Source organism: Spirosoma foliorum (assembly GCF_014117325.1).
Taxonomy (GTDB): Bacteria; Bacteroidota; Bacteroidia; order Cytophagales; family Spirosomataceae; genus Spirosoma; species Spirosoma foliorum.
Map to the genome: position 1 here is coordinate 21,306 of NZ_CP059732.1, position 19,769 is coordinate 41,074.

Sequence of the window (19,769 nt, forward strand, 5' to 3'; positions counted from 1 at the left end):
AGCGTTGGACTGTTGGAACGCGTTCGGGAGTGGTTCGCTATGAAGAGTATTAGTGCCCGAACAAAAGTCAAACAACGCGACATCACCGATTGTGGAGCGGCTTGTCTGGCATCGGTAGCGGCTTATTACCGATTGTTATTGCCAGTTGCGAGAATTCGCCAACTGGCTGCCACCGACCAGAAAGGGACCACTGTATTGGGGATGGTCGAAGCGGCTCAGAAGCTGGGATTTCAGGCGAAAGGTGTAAAAGCGCCATTTGAAAGTCTATCGAAAATCCCTCAGCCGACGATTGCCCACGTCACGATCCGCAACAGTCAATTGCAACACTATGTGGTCATTTACCGGATTACCGACCAGAGGATTACGGTCATGGACCCCGCCGATGGGAAAATGCATCACCTATCGCCCACCGAGTTCAAAGAGGTTTGGACGGGCCTATTGGTCTTATTGATACCCGACGAAACATTTAAGGTTGGTGATCAGAAAGTGCCTGTGTTGCAACGATTCTGGCAACTGATGCAGCCTCACCGGGCCGTTTTGTTTCAAGCTCTGTTTGGCGCGTTGATCTACACAATTTTAGGCTTGTCTTCGGCCATTTATATTCAGAAAATTGTCGATAATGTACTGGTCAACGGGAATCGTAACCTGCTGAATCTGCTCAGCGTGGTGATGATTGGTCTATTGATTCTGCAAATTTTCATCAATGCCACCAAGAGCTTTTTCAATCTGAAAACCGGCCAGCGAATTGATGCCGCGCTGATTTTAGGCTATTACAAACACCTCATGACATTGCCGCAATCGTTTTTCGACACGATGCGGGTGGGGGGAGGTGATTTCGCGGGTAAATGATGCCGTTAAAATCCGGTCGTTTGTTAATGACATTGCGCTTGGGCTGCTCGTTAATGTGCTGATCGTGTTCTTTTCGTTTGGGCTGATGTTTACCTATTACTGGAAACTCGCCCTGATTCTGGTGTTGGTGGTGCCATTTTATGCCGCTATTTACTGGGCCATGAACCGATTCAACCAGCGATACCAACGGAAGCTGATGGAGAACTCCGCCGACCTCGAAGCGCAACTGGTTGAATCGTTGAATGCCATGCCAACCATTAAACGGTTCGGCCTGGAACAGTTTGCGAGCCAAAAAACAGAAACCCGCTTTGTGGCTCTCCTGCAAACGATTTTTCAAACGGGCAGCGCGGGTATCTATGCGGGCAATGCATCGGAGTTTGTGACCCGACTGTTCACCATTATTTTACTCTGGACGGGTGCTGGCTACGTACTTCAGAATGACTTGACACCGGGAGAACTACTTTCGTTTTATGCGCTTATTGGCTATTTCACGGGCCCTGCTGCCAGTTTGATTGGCTCAAACCGGAGTATTCAGGAAGCCCTGATTGCCGCCGACCGTTTGTTTGAAATTATGGATCTCGATCGCGAATCGAATGAGAACAAAGTTCAGTTACAGCCTGCTATGGTTGGTCCGATTCGATTCCAGAACGTGACCTTTCGCTACGGTACACGAGCTACTGTTTTCGAGGATTTAGTGCTGACCATGCCGAAAGGAAAAATTACAGCTGTGGTCGGGGAAAGTGGATCGGGAAAATCAACGTTGATGTCACTGGTACAGGGGTTGTATCCGCTGCAAAGCGGCACTATTTTCATTGGTGACTACGACATAAAACACCTGCATCCTGATAGTCTGCGGCAGGTCGTCAGTGTGGTGCCGCAGAAAATTGATCTATTTGCGGGCAATGTCATTGAAAATATTGCCATCGGGGAAGATGAACCTGATATGCAGCGTCTTCTCATTATTTGTGATCAGCTAGGTATCACCGATTTCATCGAACGAATGCCGAACGGATTTAAAACCTATTTGGGCGAAAATGGAGCGACGCTATCTGGTGGACAAAAGCAGCGGCTAGCCATTGCCCGTGCCCTTTATCGACAACCCGAAGTCCTGATTCTGGACGAAGCAACCTCCGCCTTGGACTCGTTGTCGGAACAATTTGTACAACGCACTGTACAGCAGTTACGGAAAGAGGGCAAAACGATTATCATCATTGCCCACCGGCTCAGCACTGTTCGGAAGGCGGATAAAATAGTTGTATTGGAACATGGGCGAGTTATTGAAGAAGGAAAACACGTTGAGCTGATCAAAAATGGAAAGGCTTATTCGCAGTTCTGGCAGCAGCAGACCGAGGTCGTTTAGAGAATTCAACTAGTCCTCAATCAGTCGATAGAAAGCATCTCGGTACGTTTCACCAATGGGGACAATCGCCTGAGAGTGGCCTGGATGATTAATGTATATGCGGTTTCGTTCAATGGATTCAATTCGGTTGAGTGCCACAATATAGGATTTGTGAACTCGGGCAAACTGATGGGGCAGCAGCTTTTCTTCCAGACTTTTCATGGTTTGGAGCGCCAGAATCCGCTCGGCTGGCGTATAAAGCGAGACATAATCTTTTAGTCCTTCGCAATACAAAATGTCGCTCAAACTAACGCGTTGCAAGCGGTATTCTGTCTTGACGAAAATGAAATCCTTGGGGGCCGGTTCAATCAGACTATTCTGGGTAGTATCGGGCACCAGATTACTAGCAGGTACTGCCGACTGAATGGGCGGTAGCAGTTTTTGCACCGCTTTATAGAACCGTTCGAACGAGACGGGCTTGAGCAGATAATCCACCACATTGTGTTCGTAGCCTTCCAGCGCGTAGGTTGAATAGGCGGTGGTCAGAATAACCCGGCACTTATGGTCACTAACGGCTCGTTCTACCAATTTTAGGAATTGCATTCCTGTGAGTTCGGGCATCTGAATATCCAGAAAAACCAGGTCTACCTCGCCCTGTTGTACCCGCGTCAAGGCGTCGATTGGGCTGGTCGTGGCGCCAACCAGTTCCAGAAAAGGTACTTTCCGAATGTAGTCGCTTAAAACAGCGTGGGCGAGCGGTTCGTCGTCAACAATAAGGCAGCGCATAGCAGGGCGATTATAAACTTAACTCCAGCGAACAGGCGTAACTATCCTGATCATTCGTAACATGTAGCGTATGTTGGTCGGGATAGAGCAACGCCAGCCGCCGTTTTACATTCGTCAGGCCAATACCACCCGCCGAATCGGTCTGTCGGTTCATTTTTTTGTTGAGCGTGTCGAAACGCAATCTACCGTTTCGGACGCTTAAATCAAGCACCAGCGGTTGGTTCGGGTCCGTCAGGTCGCCGTGTTTAAAGGCATTTTCAACAAAGGAAACCAGCAACAACGGTTCAATTCGGAACAGATCGGTATTACCCTCCACGCTAAATAAAACGTTGGCATTGGCAACCCGAAGCTTTTCGAGTTCGACGTAGTTTTTCAGGTAGTCCACTTCTTTCGATAACGGTACCCGCCCCGTTCCTCCATTATGTTCGTTGCTGTCGTAGAGCATATAGCGCATCAATTCCGACAGTTTCAGAATGGCCCCCGGCGCATCATCCGATTTGGTGTAGGCGAGCGAATAAATGTTATTCAGCGTGTTGAACAGAAAGTGTGGGTTCACCTGCGATTTCAGAAAGGCTAACTCAGCGGTGTTGCGCTCGCTGACAAGTTCGATACGTTCCTGTTGGTGAACAAACCAATCTTCAATAACCTTAAACGCCAGCCCAAGGCCAATGGCATAGATGGCATAAAACCGATTATCCCAGGCATAAGCGAGTTTAGAAACGTCGGGATCGTAGTTGGTGAAGCCAAATAAATGCCAGTAAAAAACTTGTTCCAGCAAATAACGGGTAAGAATAAATCCTCCCATAGCCCCCACTGAGCCCAAAAGTGCCCATCCGAGCCGCTGCCGATTAAGCAAGTGAGTGAGCACAATGGCGTGTTCGAACCAGGCCGCCAGCCAGAAGGACAGACTGAATGAAATCTCCAGTGGATCAAAAACCAACGCATGCTTTTTAGGGTCATCGGCATTCAACAGCACCATCGTTGCCCAAAGGGTAAGGTAGAGCAGATTCCGAATATGGGTACGGTTGTTAAAAAAAGCAGGTAGGTGAAGCGTCATGACATAGCCTATTACGAGTGCTAAATACTGAAGTCGGGACGGAAGCTACAAGTCCAATCGACCAACGCCTGATTTTGATCGACCAACCCAGTTTGGGCGCTAAATGCCCGTTGGTCGATTGATAAAACGGTTAGCCGAGTCAACGATGGCGTTGGTCGAATAGAGTTGGCTGGGGTAGCAGCGAAGCCACACTTTTGGGTCATCAATTCACAAACGCATTTACAAACACCATGAAATTACTTATTTCTTTTTTCCTGATAATCATCTCGTTCCTGGCTTCGGCTCAATCGAATAAGAATAGCCAGCCACTTGAAATCCTGTTTATTGCAGCAGCTCACGACTACGGTGCCAAACCGATTGAAGACTTTTCGTATCCGATCAATAAAGCGCTTGCGTTTAAACCAGATGCCGTATTTGGTGAGAATCTCTCGCCCGAAGACTACGATGCACTGGACCGACACTGGAATAAAGAAGCCATTGATAAGCGACTGGCTTATCTGACCAAAATCGGCTATCCGTTACCCAAACACCCGCAGGCGTTCATTGCCCGTCAGTATAAGTTGCTCCGTAAATACCCGTACTATCATCAGGAGCGTATGAAACTAGCGCATGCTTTATACCTGACCCATGATTTTGGGAACGCATCTTATCAGTTTTACCTGCTCGATAAGCTACGTCCAGCTTTTGGTGCCGAGGAAATAGCCGCGTTTACCCAGATACTCGGCCCGGTTGATTCGCTCAAAAATGTTGGTTTCCGACGCTCAAACGAATATTATAACATCTTCCACCCAATAGCGCAGTCACTGAAACTGGATAAAATTATGCCGATGGACTGTCAGAAGTACAACACGCCCTGGAGTGCGGCCTGGGAGAAAACGGACTCACTGTATAAGCTCTTCGAAAAGGGAATTGAAGCCGATACGAACTCCGCCGATTATAAAACATACCTACGATTGAATACTGAAAACAATGAACTTCAGCGCTTGCTAAATAAGGCTAATCAGGCCGGTAAGTCGACTGCGTTTCTGAACACCGCCGATTGGGACAAATACACAGACTTTGGCAATTTTTATGGAAATCGCTATCTATTTGGGCTGAAAAACTTTCCTGAAGAGGGCGTTCGGGACATGCTGAAATACTGGACGCTTCGGAATGAAGGAATGTGCCAGAATATTGTTGATCGTGCTCGGAAAATTGGGGCAAAGCGCGTTGTGGTTGGCGTAGGCGCTTCGCATAGGGAGTTGATGGTGAAGCTGTTAAAGGAGATGCCCGGCGTAACGGTGTATACCCTGAACGAGTATCAGCCCTGAACCCATCAGAGGTAGTTATTCATCGGCCTTATATCCTATCGTAAGGGTATGGGGCCGATGAGTAATCGGTTTTATGAATTTTTAAGAGCATATCCCATTTCTGGCAAACATTTCGCTATCTTCAAAACGTTATGTGAGTATACACGACACCCGTTAAGAAAGCAACGAATGGAAGACACAACGAATACTACGAATGAGCCGTCGGGGCGTGAACGCAACAGCCCTAAAAATGGGATTCAAAACGACAGCGCCACAGTTCGATTGCCGATGATTTTGGGTATTACGCTGGCTGGTGGTATGCTCATTGGAGCCACTTTTTTCGGTGGTTCGAAAAGCATGAACAGCATCGGCCATGGTTACGCGAAGTACCGGGAAATTCTGCAACTGATTGAAAATAACTATGTCGATACGGTTAATACAGACGAGCTGGTGGATTATTCGATCACGAAAATGCTCGAAAAACTCGACCCACACACTGCTTACATGAACCCGCAGGATGCCGTGGCTGCCCGGTCGCAGCTGGAAGGTGGTTTCGATGGAATTGGGGTTGAATTCAATATCTATAAGGACACCGTTTATGTTGTGACGCCCTTAGCGGGTGGCCCCTCGGAGTCTGCTGGCATTTTAAGTGGCGATAAGATCATCAAGGTCGATGACAAGCCGCTGGCGGGTACCAAGATTGAAAACAGTGCCGTGTTCAAGGCATTGCGTGGCAAACGTGGTACCGATGTTAAACTGACGATCTTACGGAAAGGCGATAAGCAACCCAAAGACTTTACCATCACCCGCGACCGGATTCCGACATACTCGGTCGATGCGGCTTATATGATCGATGCCAAGACGGGTTACATCAAGATCAATCGTTTCTCCGAAACAACGTACGACGAGTTTAAATCTGCGCTGGCCTCGCTTAAAGCAAAAGGCATGACGCAGTTGATGATGGACTTACGGAACAATCCCGGTGGCTATATGGATCGGGCAACGAACATTGCCGACGAATTCATTTCGGGTAATAAACTCTTGGTTTATACGGATGGTAAAGACAATCGCTACGACCGAAAAACGTACGCACACATTGCAGGCCAGTTTGAAGAAGGCCCGTTAGTCGTGCTGGTCGATGAGGGGAGCGCATCCGCTTCTGAAATCGTATCGGGGGCTTTGCAGGATCACGATCGGGCGCTGATTGCGGGTCGTCGTTCGTTTGGCAAAGGACTGGTGCAAATGCCGGTGACACTTTCCGATGGTTCTGAGCTTCGGTTAACGATCTCGCGATACTATACGCCTAGTGGCCGGAGTATTCAGAAACCGTATGTGCCGGGCCACGAAGGTGATTATGAAAAAGACCTTGAACAGCGCTCGAAACGGGGCGAATACTACGTTGCCGATTCCATCAAAAACGATCCTAAGCTGAAGTTCAAGACTGATGGTGGCCGGGTTGTGTATGGTGGTGGCGGTATCACCCCAGATTATTTCATTCCGCGCGATTCGACCTGGCAAACGGCGTATTTAGTGCAACTGTACGGGAAGAACATTATCCGTGAGTTTGCGATGGAATATGCGAATGATAATCAGAAGAAACTGGAGAAAATGCCGTTCGATGAGTTCAATCGCACCGTTAACATGAACGATGAGCAGATGAACAAGTTGGTGAAAATTGCGACTAACGAAGGCATAAAGTTTAACGAGAAAGAGTTCAATCGCTCGAAAAACTACATCCGTAATCAGATAAAGGCCTTGGTAGCCCGTTCGGTTTATCAGAAGAATAACAAAGCTGGTCAGAATAACGAGTTCTTCCGGGTTATCAGTAACAGCGACGATACGTTCCAGAAGGCGCTTCAACTTTTCGACCGGGCCGATAAACTCGAACACGGCACGATGTCGTACAATAATAAGTAGCGTTTACAGTTTTTGGTATTCGGTTTAAGGTGGGCTAACGCGTCTTTTGTTTGTGCGTCAGCTACCTTAAACCGAATACCAAAAACTGTAAACTATTTATTCCTTTTGCTAAACTGATACGCCAAACCCAGGAATGATTGCAGGTTTCCGGTCTTGAAGTCTTTACGAGCATAAGGGGCAAGTTCAAAGGCAACGCGTAGATTCGGCATGAAGGTTAGCGGCTTTATTCGGGCGCCTATGTGTAGCGAGTAACCCTCCAGAATATCGCGATCATCGACTCCATTCAGTGCATTGAACCGTACGCCCAGACCCGTATAGATATTTACCTGACTCTTCCGGGAGACATTCACCATGGGGCACAATGTGGTACTGAGCGATCCGAAAACGGTGTTTGTTTGCAGACGACCGTCGAACCAAAAGGCGCGGTCAGAATTGGAACTGACGGTAACAAGACTGTTGAATGGATAATAAGCCACTGATGCCTGGCCAAAAGCAGATAGGGTGATGCCTAGCAAAAAAATAGTCAATGCGTGTTTCATAAAGCAAATCAACAACTTTATCAGGCATAAAAAAACCGAATGAACGCTAAAACGACTGTCCGGTTTTTAGGATAAGGTTACGCTCTACAGCACTAGCGTTAGTTGTCGAATGATTGGCTATACGGTTAACTTCTACTCGTTGGTCTGGTTTTCTTTGTACCTTTACAATCCTTTGTTGCTAACTATTTACTGAAAATGTCCTGGTTCGTCCGAAAAGATAAAGGTATTCAGACCCCAACCGAAATGAAACGGGAGGCTCCCGATGGGTTGTGGTATCAATGTCCGAACTGTAAAAAAGCAATGCAGACGCGGGAGCACAAACTCAATGCGTATACCTGTATTCATTGCAACTATCACGAAAAAATCGGTTCAGAGGCCTATTTTTCGATTCTGTTCGATGATAATGAGTTCACCGAACTCGATGCGAACATGCAATCGGCTGACCCCCTGAATTTCGTGGATACAAAACCTTACCCAGCCCGAGTTAAGGCAACCATCGAAAAAACAGGTTTGAAAGATGCAGTTCGGACGGCTTACGGCCCAATGAACGGACTGACCGTAACGATGGCTGTTATGGACTTCAACTTTATCGGCGGCTCGATGGGCTCGGTGGTGGGTGAAAAAATTGCTCGTGCTATCGACCATGCCATCAAGAATAAGACGCCTTTCCTGATGATTTCCAAGTCGGGTGGTGCGCGGATGATGGAGGCTGGTTTTTCGCTCATGCAGATGGCTAAAACCTCCGCTAAATTAGCCTTGTTAGATCGGGCTAAATTGCCTTACGTCTCGCTCCTGACCGATCCGACAACGGGTGGTGTGACGGCCTCCTATGCCATGCTGGGCGATTTCAATATTTCAGAACCAGAATCGCTGATCGGCTTTGCTGGCCCGCGCGTTATCCGGGAAACCATCGGTAAAGACCTCCCGAAAGGCTTTCAAAGTGCGGAATTCGTACTCGAGCACGGTTTCCTCGACTTCATCGTCGACCGGAAAGACCTGAAAGACAAAGTAGTAACGTTGTTTAAGATGTTAATTTAAAAGGAGTAAAGGGAGGAGGGGGAATAAAGGGAGGAGAGGGAAAGTCCTTCCTCCCTTTATTCCCCCTCCTCCCTTTACTCCTTTATTATGCTCCTCGTTTCCCATCCTGTTCTTTGCAATTACTACCTAACCTATCGCTGTAATGCGAGCTGTAGTTTTTGCGACATTTGGGAGCGCCCTTCTCCCTATATTACGCTTGAGAATGCGCGCCAGAATCTGCGGGATCTCAAAAAACTAGGCGTCCGGGTTGTTGATTTTACCGGGGGCGAGCCTTTGCTGCATCGCCAACTCCCCGAATTACTGCAGGAAGCCAAACAACTCGGCTTGATCACCACTGTTACGACCAATGCGCTCCTGTATCCCAAACAGGCCGAAAAACTGCGTGGATTGGTCGATATGCTTCATTTCTCGCTCGATTCGCCGATAGCCGAGGAACATGACCAATCGCGGGGCGTAAAGTGCTTCGATAAGGTCATCGAGTCCATTGCCATTGCCAAACAGCTAGGCGAACGGCCTGATATTCTGTTTACGGTATTTGAGCATAACGTTCATCAGATCAGGCAGCTGTATGAAGAGATTTGTCTGCCTAACAACTTGGTGCTGATCCTGAATCCTGTATTCGAATACAACGCCGTTGACACCGGAGATCGCTTTTCAGAGAAGGCGCTTCAACAGATGGCGTGGTGGGGGAAACAGAAAAACGTTTATATTAACGATGGCTTTATCCAGCTTCGGCGCGATGGTGGCAACCATGTCGAAGACCCAATTTGCCGGGCAGCCAGTACAACCATTGTCATCTCCCCAGAAAATAAATTAATCTTACCCTGCTATCACTTAGGGCTGAAAGATTTCCCTATTGACAACCATTTGTACGACCTCTACCGCTCCGACGAAGTCCAGAAACTAGTGGCTTTGGAGGGTCGCTTGCCTGCTTGCGAAGGCTGTGCCATAAACTGCTACATGCAGCCCTCATTTGCCGTTGAGGTAACTAAATATTTCTGGCGAGCTTTACCCAGCACGCTGAAATACAATTGGATGAAAGGTACCTGGAAACAGTTGTTCTGACTATCGCTTCACGATTTTTCTCGACAAAGACCGATTGCCAGTGACTGCCCGGATTATGTAAACTCCCGGCGTTAAACTCCCCATACTGATAACTTGCTCATGTTGACGGGCGGACTTGGCCGAGTCTGACTCGTAGAGTTTGCGGCCACCTACATCGACGAGTTGGATGGTTGCGTTCGTTAGGGTACTGGTTTGGACGATGACCTGTAGCTGATCATCTACGGGACTTGGAAAGGTAGTCAGCGTAAAATCGGAGTCGAGATAATTGGGGAGTGCCGTGACAATACCATTTCCTTCGATGGCAGGCTCGTAAGCTGGAATCGTATTGGGTGTGCCGGGCTGGTCTGTGACAATGAGCGCGATTTCCTGAATGGTTTGGCTAATTAAAATACCATTCCGGTATTCGCTTACTGAAATAACGACGCTATAATTTCCCTGTTGAGTGGGCGCATCCCAGGTCAAATCGCCCGTTCGATTATTGAGTTTATAGGTTCCCTGATGCGTAACGTCGTTTGGAAATTGGTAAGCGGTCATTGACCGATAGCTACAAAAGTCGGTCGTTGTGTTCGTCAACGGCTTAACTAATCCATAAGCCAGACTATCGCCATCGGCATCGGTCGCCCGGAATGCCAGGGTGGTTTTTTGGCCAAGCCCAACAGAAAACCCGATTGTCGGACTAGCTAGTTCAGGCGTTTGGTTCGACAGGGAGCCCGTTATGAAGGTTGTCGTGAGTGCCAGTGGTTCCTGTTGTGTACTGCTGTTTGGGATATTAAGCGCCGGAGTTCGGTTAGCTAGCGATGTCGTTAGTGTGTATGTACCGGGTCCACTGTAAGTATGGTTAATCCGATACGTATTGATGCCAATTTTTGAACTAATGGTATTACTGCCGAGCGTAACATATAGCAGGCTTGAACGAGGAACTTCTCTTGTATTACCATCACCAAAGCAAATACTTAACGAAGAAGCTTCTGAGGTTGCGGAACCCGCATACGAGTATATAGTAGCTATTACTTCATATGTAAGCCCTGATCCTGCTACAGGCTTTACCTGAATGTAGCCGCCAATTAAATGTGTAGCCTGGGCTACCTGTACGCTCAGAAATGCCAGAAACAGAAATAAAAACGTTTTCATACTAGATAGGAGAAAGAGAAGGACGTGGTTTCTTGATAACTGCATATGGCTACATAGCCATATACTTGTTTCTAAAGATTTTTTAAACGGTATTTCCGTACCTTTCTGGCATGCTGTACACCGCTACCCAAACTGCTCAACTACCCTCGGAAGGCTTCCGGTATTTACGGGTAGTGCTCAACGACCATGTGTTGACCATTAACCTGAACCGTCCAGAAAAGAAGAATGCGTTGAACCCGCCAATGCTGGCCGAGCTGGCTTTTGCGCTGGCCTTTGCCCATCACTCCGCCGATGTCTGGCTGGTTGTGCTAGCCGCTGCGGGCGATACGTTCTGTGCGGGCATGGATCTGAAAAGCTTATCATTGGGTGATGCAGAAATAGCTACTGTACCAGAACCATCGGGGCCGGTTCGGTTGGGGGAGTTGATGGCGGGATTACACAAACCATGTATTGCACGGGTGCAGGGGGCAGTATACGCCGGTGGATTTTTGCTGGTAGGGGGGAGCACCTACGTTGTGGCGGCTGACTCAGCAATGTTCAGTTTGCCTGAAGTAAAGCGCGGGTTGTTTCCGTTTCAGGTGCTGGCTGTTCTGCTCGACATTATGCCTGCCCGTACAGCTCTCGACCTCTGTCTGCGCGCCCGTGTGCTTTCGGCCACAGAAGCTCAGTCTATTGGGTTAGTAACGAATGTTGTGCCCGCTGATGAATTAGATTATACGGTCACAAGTCTAGCTAACGAGTTAAAGCAATTTTCACCTACAGCTATGCAGGCTGGATTAGGGACTTACCAGCAGTTAAAACGCCTGCCATCCGAAGAACAACAGGCGTTTTTGTATGAACAGTTTGTGCAACTTCAGCAAACTCCCGACGCAAAAGAAGGTATGGCCGCTTTTTTGGAAAAGCGTAAACCGAAGTGGGGCGGTGGGTTAATGAATAATGAATAATGAATATGCGAACTCCTTATTAATCAGTTAATAACGTTATTCATTATTCATTTTACGTTATCCATTAATAGAACTATTTCTTTGGTAAATCTGGGCAATTTTCCTTTCGACGGGTGTCGATGATTGTCTGGATTTTCCAACTGCCATTCATCTTTACAAGCGTAAACGCATTGACACCACAGTGGCTTTTGGTGTCGTTCCGGTAAAAAACGTAGGGTGTCCAGGCGGTGGCTAGTTCTGCATCAATTTTTACCTCTATGCTGGCTAGGCGCTCATCTAGTGTTCCTGCTGTTGCTTTGCCTATCGAATTGATAAACAGTGAAATGGCGTCGTCTCGTACCGAGATATCACCTTGTTTGTTCGCCACTGTCTGTAACCGGGCAGTTGGCGTAAACAGCGGTTTTAAGATGGTTGAATCTGCTTTCTGCATTCCCTCAAAAAGTCGGTTTACAGTGGCTTTTACGGCGGCTTCTTCGCCAGATTGAGCAAAGGTTGGAATGGCCAAAACGAAGCCGATCAATACGAATACAAGTTTCATGAGTTAGTTTGGTCCAGTAAATAAGTAGCGTAAAAAGACCTTATAGGTTTTAAAAACCTATAAGGTCTGAAGGGTTAAATATACTGATTTACAATCATTTTATACAGATTCTACTTCCCACTAATTTGCTGGGCTTCGCTAAAGTCGAAACTAACGTATCGTTCAGATCGCCTTCGAGGTAGTTTTTGTTTTACCTTCTTTGGTTAAGGCACTACTTTCCTGGCGGGTCATTTTTTTGACGTACTCAACTCGCCGAAATCGCAACGCACTCCAATCTTCGTCGATAGCGACCATCCTGACGGGTTCAAAGCCTAGTGTTCCCAAAACTGCCCAGCCGGTATCGCGATTGAAATCACATCTGTGCTTTTTAGAACTGCCTTTTGGGTATGTCATCCAAAGGATGCAATCGCCTTTCAGTTTGTCGGCCAGAATTGGGGTTAACGAATCAACTTCCTGCTGCGTTTTTACGAAGGCAATAGCAAACTCACCGACCTGAATTTGTTGAGGATCAGTAACAATCGTAGCCAGGTGCCGCATCTCATCGACAACAGGCGCAAACTCTGCGGGCGAGTTAATAACCGCAATTTCGGGCTGAGATTTATAATTAAGTTTTGCGAAGATTGGGTTCATAGGAAAAGGGTGATTAAACGCTGACCATTATTGTCTTCTCGGCAAAATAACGAAGAACCCGTCTTTCTGGGCAAACGGCTTTGTATTAACGTATAAGCCATTGGCTTGTCTAACTTCAACACCCGCTACTTGTGGTTTCGGTTCAACTCGTATGGCCGATGCCCAGAATTGCGTATCGATATAAAACTCCGTTTTAAAATCCTTATCCACCGATAGAGTTAAGTAGTTGCGGAACTGGAGAGGTGACTGTTCGGGCAGATAGGTATAGGCACGAACAGTTATTGTCTTTTTTGAATTAGCCACCCACCGGGCCTGTTCCTGACTAACAATCGGCATACCAGGCATGGGCACTGTTCCAGTCGGGAATACGATAAATTGTCGCTTAATCGCTTTGGTATGTGGCGGAATAAAAGAGACAGGATTATCTTTTGAAATAGTGCCTTCTGTAGAAGAATTTATTGACGAAAAATTAGATTTTCCATATCGATAGATATACCCCGAACTCGACAGGTTTACATTAGCTACATCATACCAATAGTCGAACGTTTTTTGCCCAATAATAAACGATGATCGTTTCCAGTCAATATAGAGTGGCTTGTTAAGTTTATTAACTACAGAAACCAGCATTTCGCCCCGTTCACTGGCGAAATTGTAGCGAAGTGTAAGGGTATCATTGTCTAATACCAGCCCTTCACTAACTGGATTGACGTTTGACCCCCGCAAGGTAATTACCTGTACAGTAGGCATACAGCCTAAGAAAATCACCGAAAAGAGTAATAGTAGAGCCAGGCGTTTCATATCCTTTTTTTGATAAAGTAAACTACTGGTTTGATCGCATATATTAAAGGTTTCTTAATTTTGACAACCACCGCCCATAAGCATCCCGATACGCTTCCTGCGCCCGCATATCGGGTTCGATTGTCTTGGTTACGTGTAATCCGGTGAAGGCTTCCTGGGCTGTTTTGTAGAAGCCTAATCCTAAGCCAGCTCCACGAGCAGCGCCCTGTGCGCCATCGGTATTGTATAGCTCAATGGTAGCGCCAGTTAAGTTGGCCATTGTGTCGCGGAAGAGGGGGCTGAGGAACATATTGGCTTCGCCCGCCCGGATGGTTTGTAAACCTACGCCCACGCTTTCCATAATCTGAATGCCATAGTAAAGCGCAAATACAATACCTTCCTGTGCAGCCCGAATTATGTGTGGCAGGCCGTGGCGGGTTAGCTGCAGACCATGAAAGGAAGCGCCTAGATCAGCATTTTCCAGCATGCGCTCGGCCCCATTGCCAAAGGGTAAACACACCAGGCCATCGGCTCCAATAGGCGACTCGTGCGCCAGTCGATTCATATCGTCATAACCAATCGATCGCCCTAGTACCTGATTTCGAAGCCAGCTGTTTAAAATACCTGTTCCGTTTACGCATAACAAAACACCATAACGTGGCGTCTCAACCTGGCTGTTAACATGCAGAAACGTATTTACCCGCGATTTTGGGTCGTATTTGGCCTGATCACTCACCCCGTATACAACGCCCGATGTACCAGCCGTTGCCGCAATCTGACCAGGCTCCAGTACATTCAATGAAAAAGCATTATTTGGCTGATCGCCAGCGCGGTAGGTAACGGGCGTGCCAGCAGCAAGACCCAGTTCGGCGGCAGCAGTTGCCGTTATTTCACCTTGTGGGGCAAAGGTTGGCTTGATCGTCGGAATTAAAGAGGCATCAAAACCAAAATAATCGAGCAGGAATTGGGCCGGTTGATTGGCCTGAAAATCCCAGAAAGCCCCTTCTGAAAGTCCCGACGCGGTCGTCACAAGGTCGCCTGTCATGCGGGCGGCCAGATAATCGCCGGGAAGCATGAATTTATCTACTTGAGCATACACATCGGGTTCGTTGGCTTTAACCCAGGCTAGTTTTGCTGCGGTGAAATTACCGGGCGAGTTAAGCAGGTGATGCAGCGTACGGTCATGGCCGAGTGTATCAAACGCCTGATTTCCGTAAGGAACGGCCCGGCTATCGCACCAGATAATAGAGGGGCGTAATACATTGAACTCCTTGTCGACTACCACAAGCCCATGCATCTGGTATGAAATACCAATTGCCTTTACATCACTGGGGTTGATGTTGGTCTGTTGCATCACGGCCTTGCTGGCCAGACAGGCATTCTGCCACCAGATTTCGGGCTGTTGCTCCGCGAATCCTGGTTGCGGAGCCTGAATGACCATTTCGGGTTGAGGAAAGAAAGCCGATGCGACGACTTTGCCACTATCGGCATCTAATAGACTGGCTTTAACGGACGAACTGCCAAGATCGAATCCAAGAAAATACATGCGGGTACCGGAGTTAGGAAATCTGTTGCTAAAGTACAACGAGACAAGGATAATCAGTAAGTACAGCAAAAATGTCTCTTATCTTGCACATTATTTGGCTTCTATGAAACGATTTCTACTCTTTGTCGCTCTTGGCTTATTTATAAAATCGGCTGGTTTTGCGCAGGCACCCACGCCCGACTGGACAAACCAATACTGGCCTGCCCGCTGGATTGTACACCCAACAGCCCCAACTCGCCAATATGGTATCTACCACTTTCGGAAAGCCATTGATCTGGCTCAAAAGCCCACACGTTTTGTGATTCATCTCTCTGCCGACAACCGCTACCGATTGTTCGTCAATGGGAAATCGGTAGCGCTGGGCCCCGCTCGTAGTGATACCCAGAACTGGAACTATGAAACACTCGATCTGGCTCCTTTCCTGCAAGCGGGTCATAATGTGCTGGCTGCGCAAGTGTGGTACATGGGAGAGAGTGCGCCTTTTGCGCAGATGAGCTATCAGTTCGGATTTCTGCTACAAGGTGATGGTGAAGCGGAAAAGATGGCGAATACCGATGCCAGTTGGAAGGTGTTTCAGAATCCGGCCTACTCGCCCGTCAAAAACGATATTCCAAAACTACGTACGTACATTGTTATGGGCGATGGTGATCATATAGATGCGGCTAAGTATCCCTGGGGCTGGGAGCAGACCAATTTTGACGATAAAGCCTGGGCAACTGCCAAACCATTTGGCTTTCCAACGAAACCGCGTGGGTTAGGCACCGACGGCAACTGGGCGCTGGTGCCTCGAACCATTCCGATGATGGAGGAAACCGTCATTCGACTGGCAGTGGTTCGACGGAGCGAAAATGGGAAGATGGATACCGCTTTTTTGCAGGGGAAAGCACCCGTAACGGTTCCGGCTAACACAAAAGCGGTGTTTATGCTCGATCAGAGTTATCTGACCAATGCCTATCCTGAACTAACGGTTAGCAAAGGCAAAGGAGCCCTCGTAACACTCTCGTATGCCGAAGCGCTGATTGATGCCAAAGGACAGAAAGGAAACCGGAATGACGTAGAAGGGCGAACAATGCGTGGGTTCGACGATCAGCTTGTGGCTGATGGCAGCGACAAACGAATCTTCCGACCGCTCTGGTTTCGTACGTATCGTTACCTCCAGCTGACGGTTGAAACGAAAGACGAACCGCTGGTTCTGGATGATCTGGTTGGAAAATTCACCGGGTATCCATTTGAAGAGAAAGCAAAATTTGCGGCCAGCGATACTACCTTGAAAGCGCTCTGGAACGTTGGCTGGCGAACCGCCCGACTTTGTGCGGGTGAAACCTACTACGACTGTCCCTATTACGAACAATTGCAATACACGGGCGACACCCGGATTCAGGCCATGATTTCGCTCTACGTAACGGGAGACGACCGACTGATGCGGAAAGCAATCACCGATTACGAGCACAGCCGTTTCAACGATGGTCTCACACAAAGCCGCTATCCATCGGCTGATTTTCAGGTGATTCCTACGTTTTCACTCTACTGGGTCTGCATGGTGCATGACTATTGGATGCATCGGCAGGACGATGCCTTTGTGAAATCGATGTTGCCCGGAATTCTGGGTGTATTGAACTGGCACGAACAGCGTATTGCCAAAACGGGCCTGAACGGCCCATTAGAGTGGTGGAACTTTGTAGACTGGTCGAAGTGGAAAAACGCGAAGGATGAAATTTCGGGGGGTATTCCGAATGGCGCCCGCAAAGGAGGCTCCAGTATTCTGTCTCTGCAACAGGCTTATACGTATACCCGTGCTGCCGATTTACTGGCACATTATGGGAAAAATGAACTGGCCGAACATTATCGAGAACTCGCCCGACGCTTGAATAAAGCAGTTTACGAGCAGTGCTGGGATGCCGGTCGTAATTTATTTGCTGATACGCCCGATAAGAATTCATTTAGTCAGCACGCCAATATCCTGGCTGTACTGACGAATGCCGTCCCTGCTACGCAACAGGCTGCTCTGTTGCAGAAAACGATGGCAGACACATCGCTGACGCAGGCCACGTTCTATTTTAAATTCTATCTGTTCGAAGCCCTTAAAAAAACGGGCCTGGGCGATCAGTTTATTGCTCAACTAAAACCCTGGCGTGATATGTTGGCCATTGGCTTAACAACCTTTGCCGAAAATCCCGAACCGACTCGTTCAGATTGTCATGCCTGGAGTGCGTCACCTTTGTACGAATTCCTTTCTACTACCTGCGGCATCCGAACCGCCGAACCCGGCTTCAAATCGGTGCGTATCGAACCGTTTATGGGCGACTTGACGAGTGTTGAAGGAAAGATGCCGCACCCTTCGGGCGAGATTGCTGTGCAGTTTCAGAAATCACCAACGGGGGCGTTGACTGGTAGCGTTACGCTGCCGACTAACCTAAGCGGCACCTTGCGCTGGAAAGGAAAAACGATGCCGCTGAAGGCGGGGAAACAAACAGTGAGTTTGTGATGTAACGCGGACATCCTGTCCGCATAGCTGTAAAATTAAACTTTATCTATGCGGACAGGATGTCCGCGCTACTTCTACCAAAAAGAGGGCTGCCCAGGCAGCCCTCTTTTTATTTTTAAGCTAAGAAATGAATACGAACTAGAAATTTGGATTCTTGGTCGCAACGCTGGTTGTTGTCGGATTCAGCACCGATTCATCGGCAGGGACATCCCAGTAATCCATGAAGTTATAGTTAATGGTCACGTTTTTGTTAACCACACCAGCGGTAGTCACTACCGTGTTTCCATAACTGCCACCACCATTGCTGATATCATAAGTCCAGCCCCAACGACGGTTGTCGTAATACGATAAGCCACGGCCAAATAGCGATACTCTTCGTTCCTTCGTTAGTTCGGTCAGTGCTTTCGAGAGAGTTAGGCCCGTGCCAGCTACAGCGGCAACACCGGCTCCCTGATAGGTTCTTACTGCATCAACAAAGCCCAGTCCGGTTTCGATGTTGCCCAGACGCATGTTTGCTTCAGCCAGCATCAGCGCGTTTTCTTCGTAGCTGCCAGCAATGTAAACCTCGTAAGCGCCAACGTCCTTCGTACCATATACATACACGCCAGGCGCCCCGTTACCATTTGCGGTTAAGCTGTAGCGGGTCGTGAACGTATAGTTGTTTTTGTAAGTCGTAGCGGTATTGAAATTGTTGGTAACCCGTTTGTCGCCCGTGTTAAAGGACTGCATAAAACGCTCGCTGATTTTGAACGTCGTCGCCGTATTTACACCCGTTGTCAGCGCAGCAACTGTACCGCCCGAAGCCGAGAAGAAATAGTTAGACGCTGTGCTACGTCCAGTAAAGACCACGTCTCCTTTCTGAATACCACTCTTAGCCAGAGTCAATACACTATTCCAATCGGCAGTAGTCATCGCTGTGGTAGACGATTTCGTGATCTTAGCATCTGGATTTCCATTTACGAAAGGAGCCAGCTTGTTAACCAGAATATTGCGGGCCAGCATCGTGTTGATATTCCGTTTCCACATATCGATAGTAGGAACACCGCCATTACCTACTTGTGTAAACGATGGAATAAGCTGAGAAATAACGGCCTGATAATCGGTTGTGCTGGTAACCGAGCTTAATGTGGTGGCAGCCAGATTAAAATAGTCGTTCGACTTGCTAATAATGGCATCGTGGAGCACATAATTGCCATCTGTCGTAACTGACTTATCGTCAATAAGACCAGCATAATACATAGACCCGATAGAAGCATAGGCAAAGCCTTTCCACCAGTAAGCCCAGGCTTTCATGGTGTTCGCCCGGCTAGTGGCATCACCCGAAAACTTAATGGTACCCGACAGATCTAATATCTGATTACAGACATTGTTCAGCGCATACATATTTAGCCACTGATAGTAAATGGCATTGTTACCTGCACCCGTTGCCGCACGGCTATTGTATGACCGAATGATGCCTATTTGCGGAGCCGGATTGGTTACTTTAGTACCATCATCGAGGATGATATAATCGGGTACGCCGATTGTTGTAACCTGGTTATTAGACGCGTCGGCTCCTACATTGTCGGCCATTAGTTCACTATAACCGAGGGGCAATGAAAAGTAGCTATTTCCCAGCCAGCCATCACCGTTATAGAAACCATTGATGTATACGCCACCCTGGGCAAATGATATAAGCCCGGTTTCTGTGTTGACATTGGCCGCTACTGTAGGCGCGTTTGGGTTACCTACATCCAATTGGTCTTTACACGACACTCCTGCAAGCATAAGGGTCGTAAAACAAACGGTGGCAAAGAATTTATTTTTATTAATGAGTTTCATAGACAAAGACGTTTAAAA

Annotated in this window: 16 protein-coding genes and 1 pseudogene; 7 read left to right on the plus strand and 10 right to left on the minus strand. The window is 47.9% G+C overall.

Going from position 1 to position 19,769, the window contains the following annotated elements:
• The first annotated feature begins 39 nt into the window (after positions 1-39).
• Positions 40-2,209 (plus strand): annotated as a pseudogene (locus H3H32_RS00115) (peptidase domain-containing ABC transporter).
• 9 nt (positions 2,210-2,218) lie between these two features.
• Here H3H32_RS00115 and H3H32_RS00120 read toward each other — a convergent pair.
• The 3 genes from H3H32_RS00120 to H3H32_RS00130 are packed head-to-tail and all read right to left on the minus strand — an operon-like array spanning position 2,219 to position 4,234.
• Positions 2,219-2,974: a LytR/AlgR family response regulator transcription factor gene (locus H3H32_RS00120; RefSeq protein WP_182460665.1), complete on the minus strand. Its 756-nt coding sequence runs from the start codon at positions 2,972-2,974 to the stop codon at positions 2,219-2,221.
• Positions 2,975-2,984: 10 nt separating this feature from the next.
• The gene (locus tag H3H32_RS00125; protein WP_182460666.1) at positions 2,985-4,031 is read right to left on the minus strand and encodes a sensor histidine kinase; all 1,047 of its coding nucleotides are present in this window, start codon (positions 4,029-4,031) and stop codon (positions 2,985-2,987) included.
• Positions 4,032-4,051: 20 nt separating this feature from the next.
• Positions 4,052-4,234, minus strand: coding sequence for a hypothetical protein (locus tag H3H32_RS00130; RefSeq protein ID WP_182460667.1), 183 nt, complete (start codon positions 4,232-4,234; stop codon positions 4,052-4,054).
• A gap of 27 nt (positions 4,235-4,261) precedes the next feature.
• On the opposite strand from H3H32_RS00130, the gene H3H32_RS00135 reads away from it, so the two are divergent.
• Together H3H32_RS00135 and H3H32_RS00140 are read left to right on the plus strand one after the other, a co-directional pair.
• Positions 4,262-5,341: a DUF5694 domain-containing protein gene (locus tag H3H32_RS00135; protein WP_182460668.1), complete on the plus strand. Its 1,080-nt coding sequence runs from the start codon at positions 4,262-4,264 to the stop codon at positions 5,339-5,341.
• 168 nt (positions 5,342-5,509) lie between these two features.
• Positions 5,510-7,237, plus strand: a complete 1,728-nt coding sequence (locus H3H32_RS00140; protein ID WP_182460669.1) for a S41 family peptidase — start codon at positions 5,510-5,512, stop codon at positions 7,235-7,237.
• 92 nt (positions 7,238-7,329) lie between these two features.
• Here H3H32_RS00140 and H3H32_RS00145 read toward each other — a convergent pair whose 3' ends face one another.
• Complete coding sequence (locus H3H32_RS00145; RefSeq protein WP_182460670.1) at positions 7,330-7,776, minus strand: hypothetical protein; 447 nt, start codon at positions 7,774-7,776, stop codon at positions 7,330-7,332.
• 195 nt (positions 7,777-7,971) lie between these two features.
• Between H3H32_RS00145 and accD the strand changes: the two genes are divergently transcribed.
• Both accD and H3H32_RS00155 read left to right on the plus strand, forming a co-directional pair.
• A complete protein-coding gene (accD, locus tag H3H32_RS00150) occupies positions 7,972-8,814 on the plus strand; it encodes an acetyl-CoA carboxylase, carboxyltransferase subunit beta (protein WP_182460671.1) in 843 nt (280 codons plus the stop codon).
• Positions 8,815-8,901: 87 nt separating this feature from the next.
• Positions 8,902-9,879, plus strand: a complete 978-nt coding sequence (locus H3H32_RS00155; protein ID WP_182460672.1) for a radical SAM protein — start codon at positions 8,902-8,904, stop codon at positions 9,877-9,879.
• Here the strand turns inward: H3H32_RS00155 and H3H32_RS00160 are convergent, their stop codons facing one another.
• Positions 9,880-11,010: a T9SS type A sorting domain-containing protein gene (locus tag H3H32_RS00160; protein WP_182460673.1), complete on the minus strand. Its 1,131-nt coding sequence runs from the start codon at positions 11,008-11,010 to the stop codon at positions 9,880-9,882.
• A gap of 110 nt (positions 11,011-11,120) precedes the next feature.
• Here H3H32_RS00160 and H3H32_RS00165 point away from each other — a divergent pair, with 110 nt between their 5' ends.
• A complete protein-coding gene (locus H3H32_RS00165; RefSeq protein WP_182460674.1) occupies positions 11,121-11,954 on the plus strand; it encodes an enoyl-CoA hydratase-related protein in 834 nt (277 codons plus the stop codon).
• A 73-nt stretch (positions 11,955-12,027) separates the two neighbouring features.
• Here the strand turns inward: H3H32_RS00165 and H3H32_RS00170 are convergent, their stop codons facing one another.
• From H3H32_RS00170 to H3H32_RS00185, 4 genes are all read right to left on the minus strand, one after another.
• Positions 12,028-12,492 carry a nuclear transport factor 2 family protein gene (locus H3H32_RS00170; RefSeq protein WP_182460675.1) on the minus strand — a complete coding sequence of 155 codons (465 nt, stop codon included), beginning with the start codon at positions 12,490-12,492 and terminating at the stop codon, positions 12,028-12,030.
• A 162-nt stretch (positions 12,493-12,654) separates the two neighbouring features.
• Positions 12,655-13,122, minus strand: coding sequence for a hypothetical protein (locus tag H3H32_RS00175; protein WP_182460676.1), 468 nt, complete (start codon positions 13,120-13,122; stop codon positions 12,655-12,657).
• A 27-nt stretch (positions 13,123-13,149) separates the two neighbouring features.
• Positions 13,150-13,920 (minus strand): hypothetical protein, encoded by a 771-nt coding sequence (locus H3H32_RS00180; RefSeq protein WP_182460677.1) that lies wholly within the window; start codon positions 13,918-13,920, stop codon positions 13,150-13,152.
• A 43-nt stretch (positions 13,921-13,963) separates the two neighbouring features.
• Positions 13,964-15,445, minus strand: coding sequence for a xylulokinase (locus H3H32_RS00185; RefSeq protein ID WP_182460683.1), 1,482 nt, complete (start codon positions 15,443-15,445; stop codon positions 13,964-13,966).
• A 103-nt stretch (positions 15,446-15,548) separates the two neighbouring features.
• Between H3H32_RS00185 and H3H32_RS00190 the strand changes: the two genes are divergently transcribed.
• Positions 15,549-17,930, plus strand: a complete 2,382-nt coding sequence (locus H3H32_RS00190) for an alpha-L-rhamnosidase-related protein (protein ID WP_182460684.1) — start codon at positions 15,549-15,551, stop codon at positions 17,928-17,930.
• 138 nt (positions 17,931-18,068) lie between these two features.
• Here the strand turns inward: H3H32_RS00190 and H3H32_RS00195 are convergent, their stop codons facing one another.
• Positions 18,069-19,751 (minus strand): RagB/SusD family nutrient uptake outer membrane protein, encoded by a 1,683-nt coding sequence (locus H3H32_RS00195; RefSeq protein ID WP_182460685.1) that lies wholly within the window; start codon positions 19,749-19,751, stop codon positions 18,069-18,071.
• Positions 19,752-19,769 lie beyond the last annotated feature (18 nt).

Bases quoted from the DNA above. Each gene is read 5' to 3' on its own strand.
- H3H32_RS00120 (WP_182460665.1), bottom strand. From the start codon at position 2,974: ATGCGCTGCCTTATTGTTGACGACGAACCGCTCGCCCACGCTGTTTTA.
- H3H32_RS00125 (WP_182460666.1), bottom strand. From the start codon at position 4,031: ATGACGCTTCACCTACCTGCTTTTTTTAACAACCGTACCCATATTCGG.
- H3H32_RS00130 (WP_182460667.1), bottom strand. From the start codon at position 4,234: ATGACCCAAAAGTGTGGCTTCGCTGCTACCCCAGCCAACTCTATTCGA.
- H3H32_RS00135 (WP_182460668.1), top strand. From the start codon at position 4,262: ATGAAATTACTTATTTCTTTTTTCCTGATAATCATCTCGTTCCTGGCT.
- H3H32_RS00140 (WP_182460669.1), top strand. From the start codon at position 5,510: ATGGAAGACACAACGAATACTACGAATGAGCCGTCGGGGCGTGAACGC.
- H3H32_RS00145 (WP_182460670.1), bottom strand. From the start codon at position 7,776: ATGAAACACGCATTGACTATTTTTTTGCTAGGCATCACCCTATCTGCT.
- accD (WP_182460671.1), top strand. From the start codon at position 7,972: ATGTCCTGGTTCGTCCGAAAAGATAAAGGTATTCAGACCCCAACCGAA.
- H3H32_RS00155 (WP_182460672.1), top strand. From the start codon at position 8,902: ATGCTCCTCGTTTCCCATCCTGTTCTTTGCAATTACTACCTAACCTAT.
- H3H32_RS00160 (WP_182460673.1), bottom strand. From the start codon at position 11,010: ATGAAAACGTTTTTATTTCTGTTTCTGGCATTTCTGAGCGTACAGGTA.
- H3H32_RS00165 (WP_182460674.1), top strand. From the start codon at position 11,121: ATGCTGTACACCGCTACCCAAACTGCTCAACTACCCTCGGAAGGCTTC.
- H3H32_RS00170 (WP_182460675.1), bottom strand. From the start codon at position 12,492: ATGAAACTTGTATTCGTATTGATCGGCTTCGTTTTGGCCATTCCAACC.
- H3H32_RS00175 (WP_182460676.1), bottom strand. From the start codon at position 13,122: ATGAACCCAATCTTCGCAAAACTTAATTATAAATCTCAGCCCGAAATT.
- H3H32_RS00180 (WP_182460677.1), bottom strand. From the start codon at position 13,920: ATGAAACGCCTGGCTCTACTATTACTCTTTTCGGTGATTTTCTTAGGC.
- H3H32_RS00185 (WP_182460683.1), bottom strand. From the start codon at position 15,445: ATGTATTTTCTTGGATTCGATCTTGGCAGTTCGTCCGTTAAAGCCAGT.
- H3H32_RS00190 (WP_182460684.1), top strand. From the start codon at position 15,549: ATGAAACGATTTCTACTCTTTGTCGCTCTTGGCTTATTTATAAAATCG.
- H3H32_RS00195 (WP_182460685.1), bottom strand. From the start codon at position 19,751: ATGAAACTCATTAATAAAAATAAATTCTTTGCCACCGTTTGTTTTACG.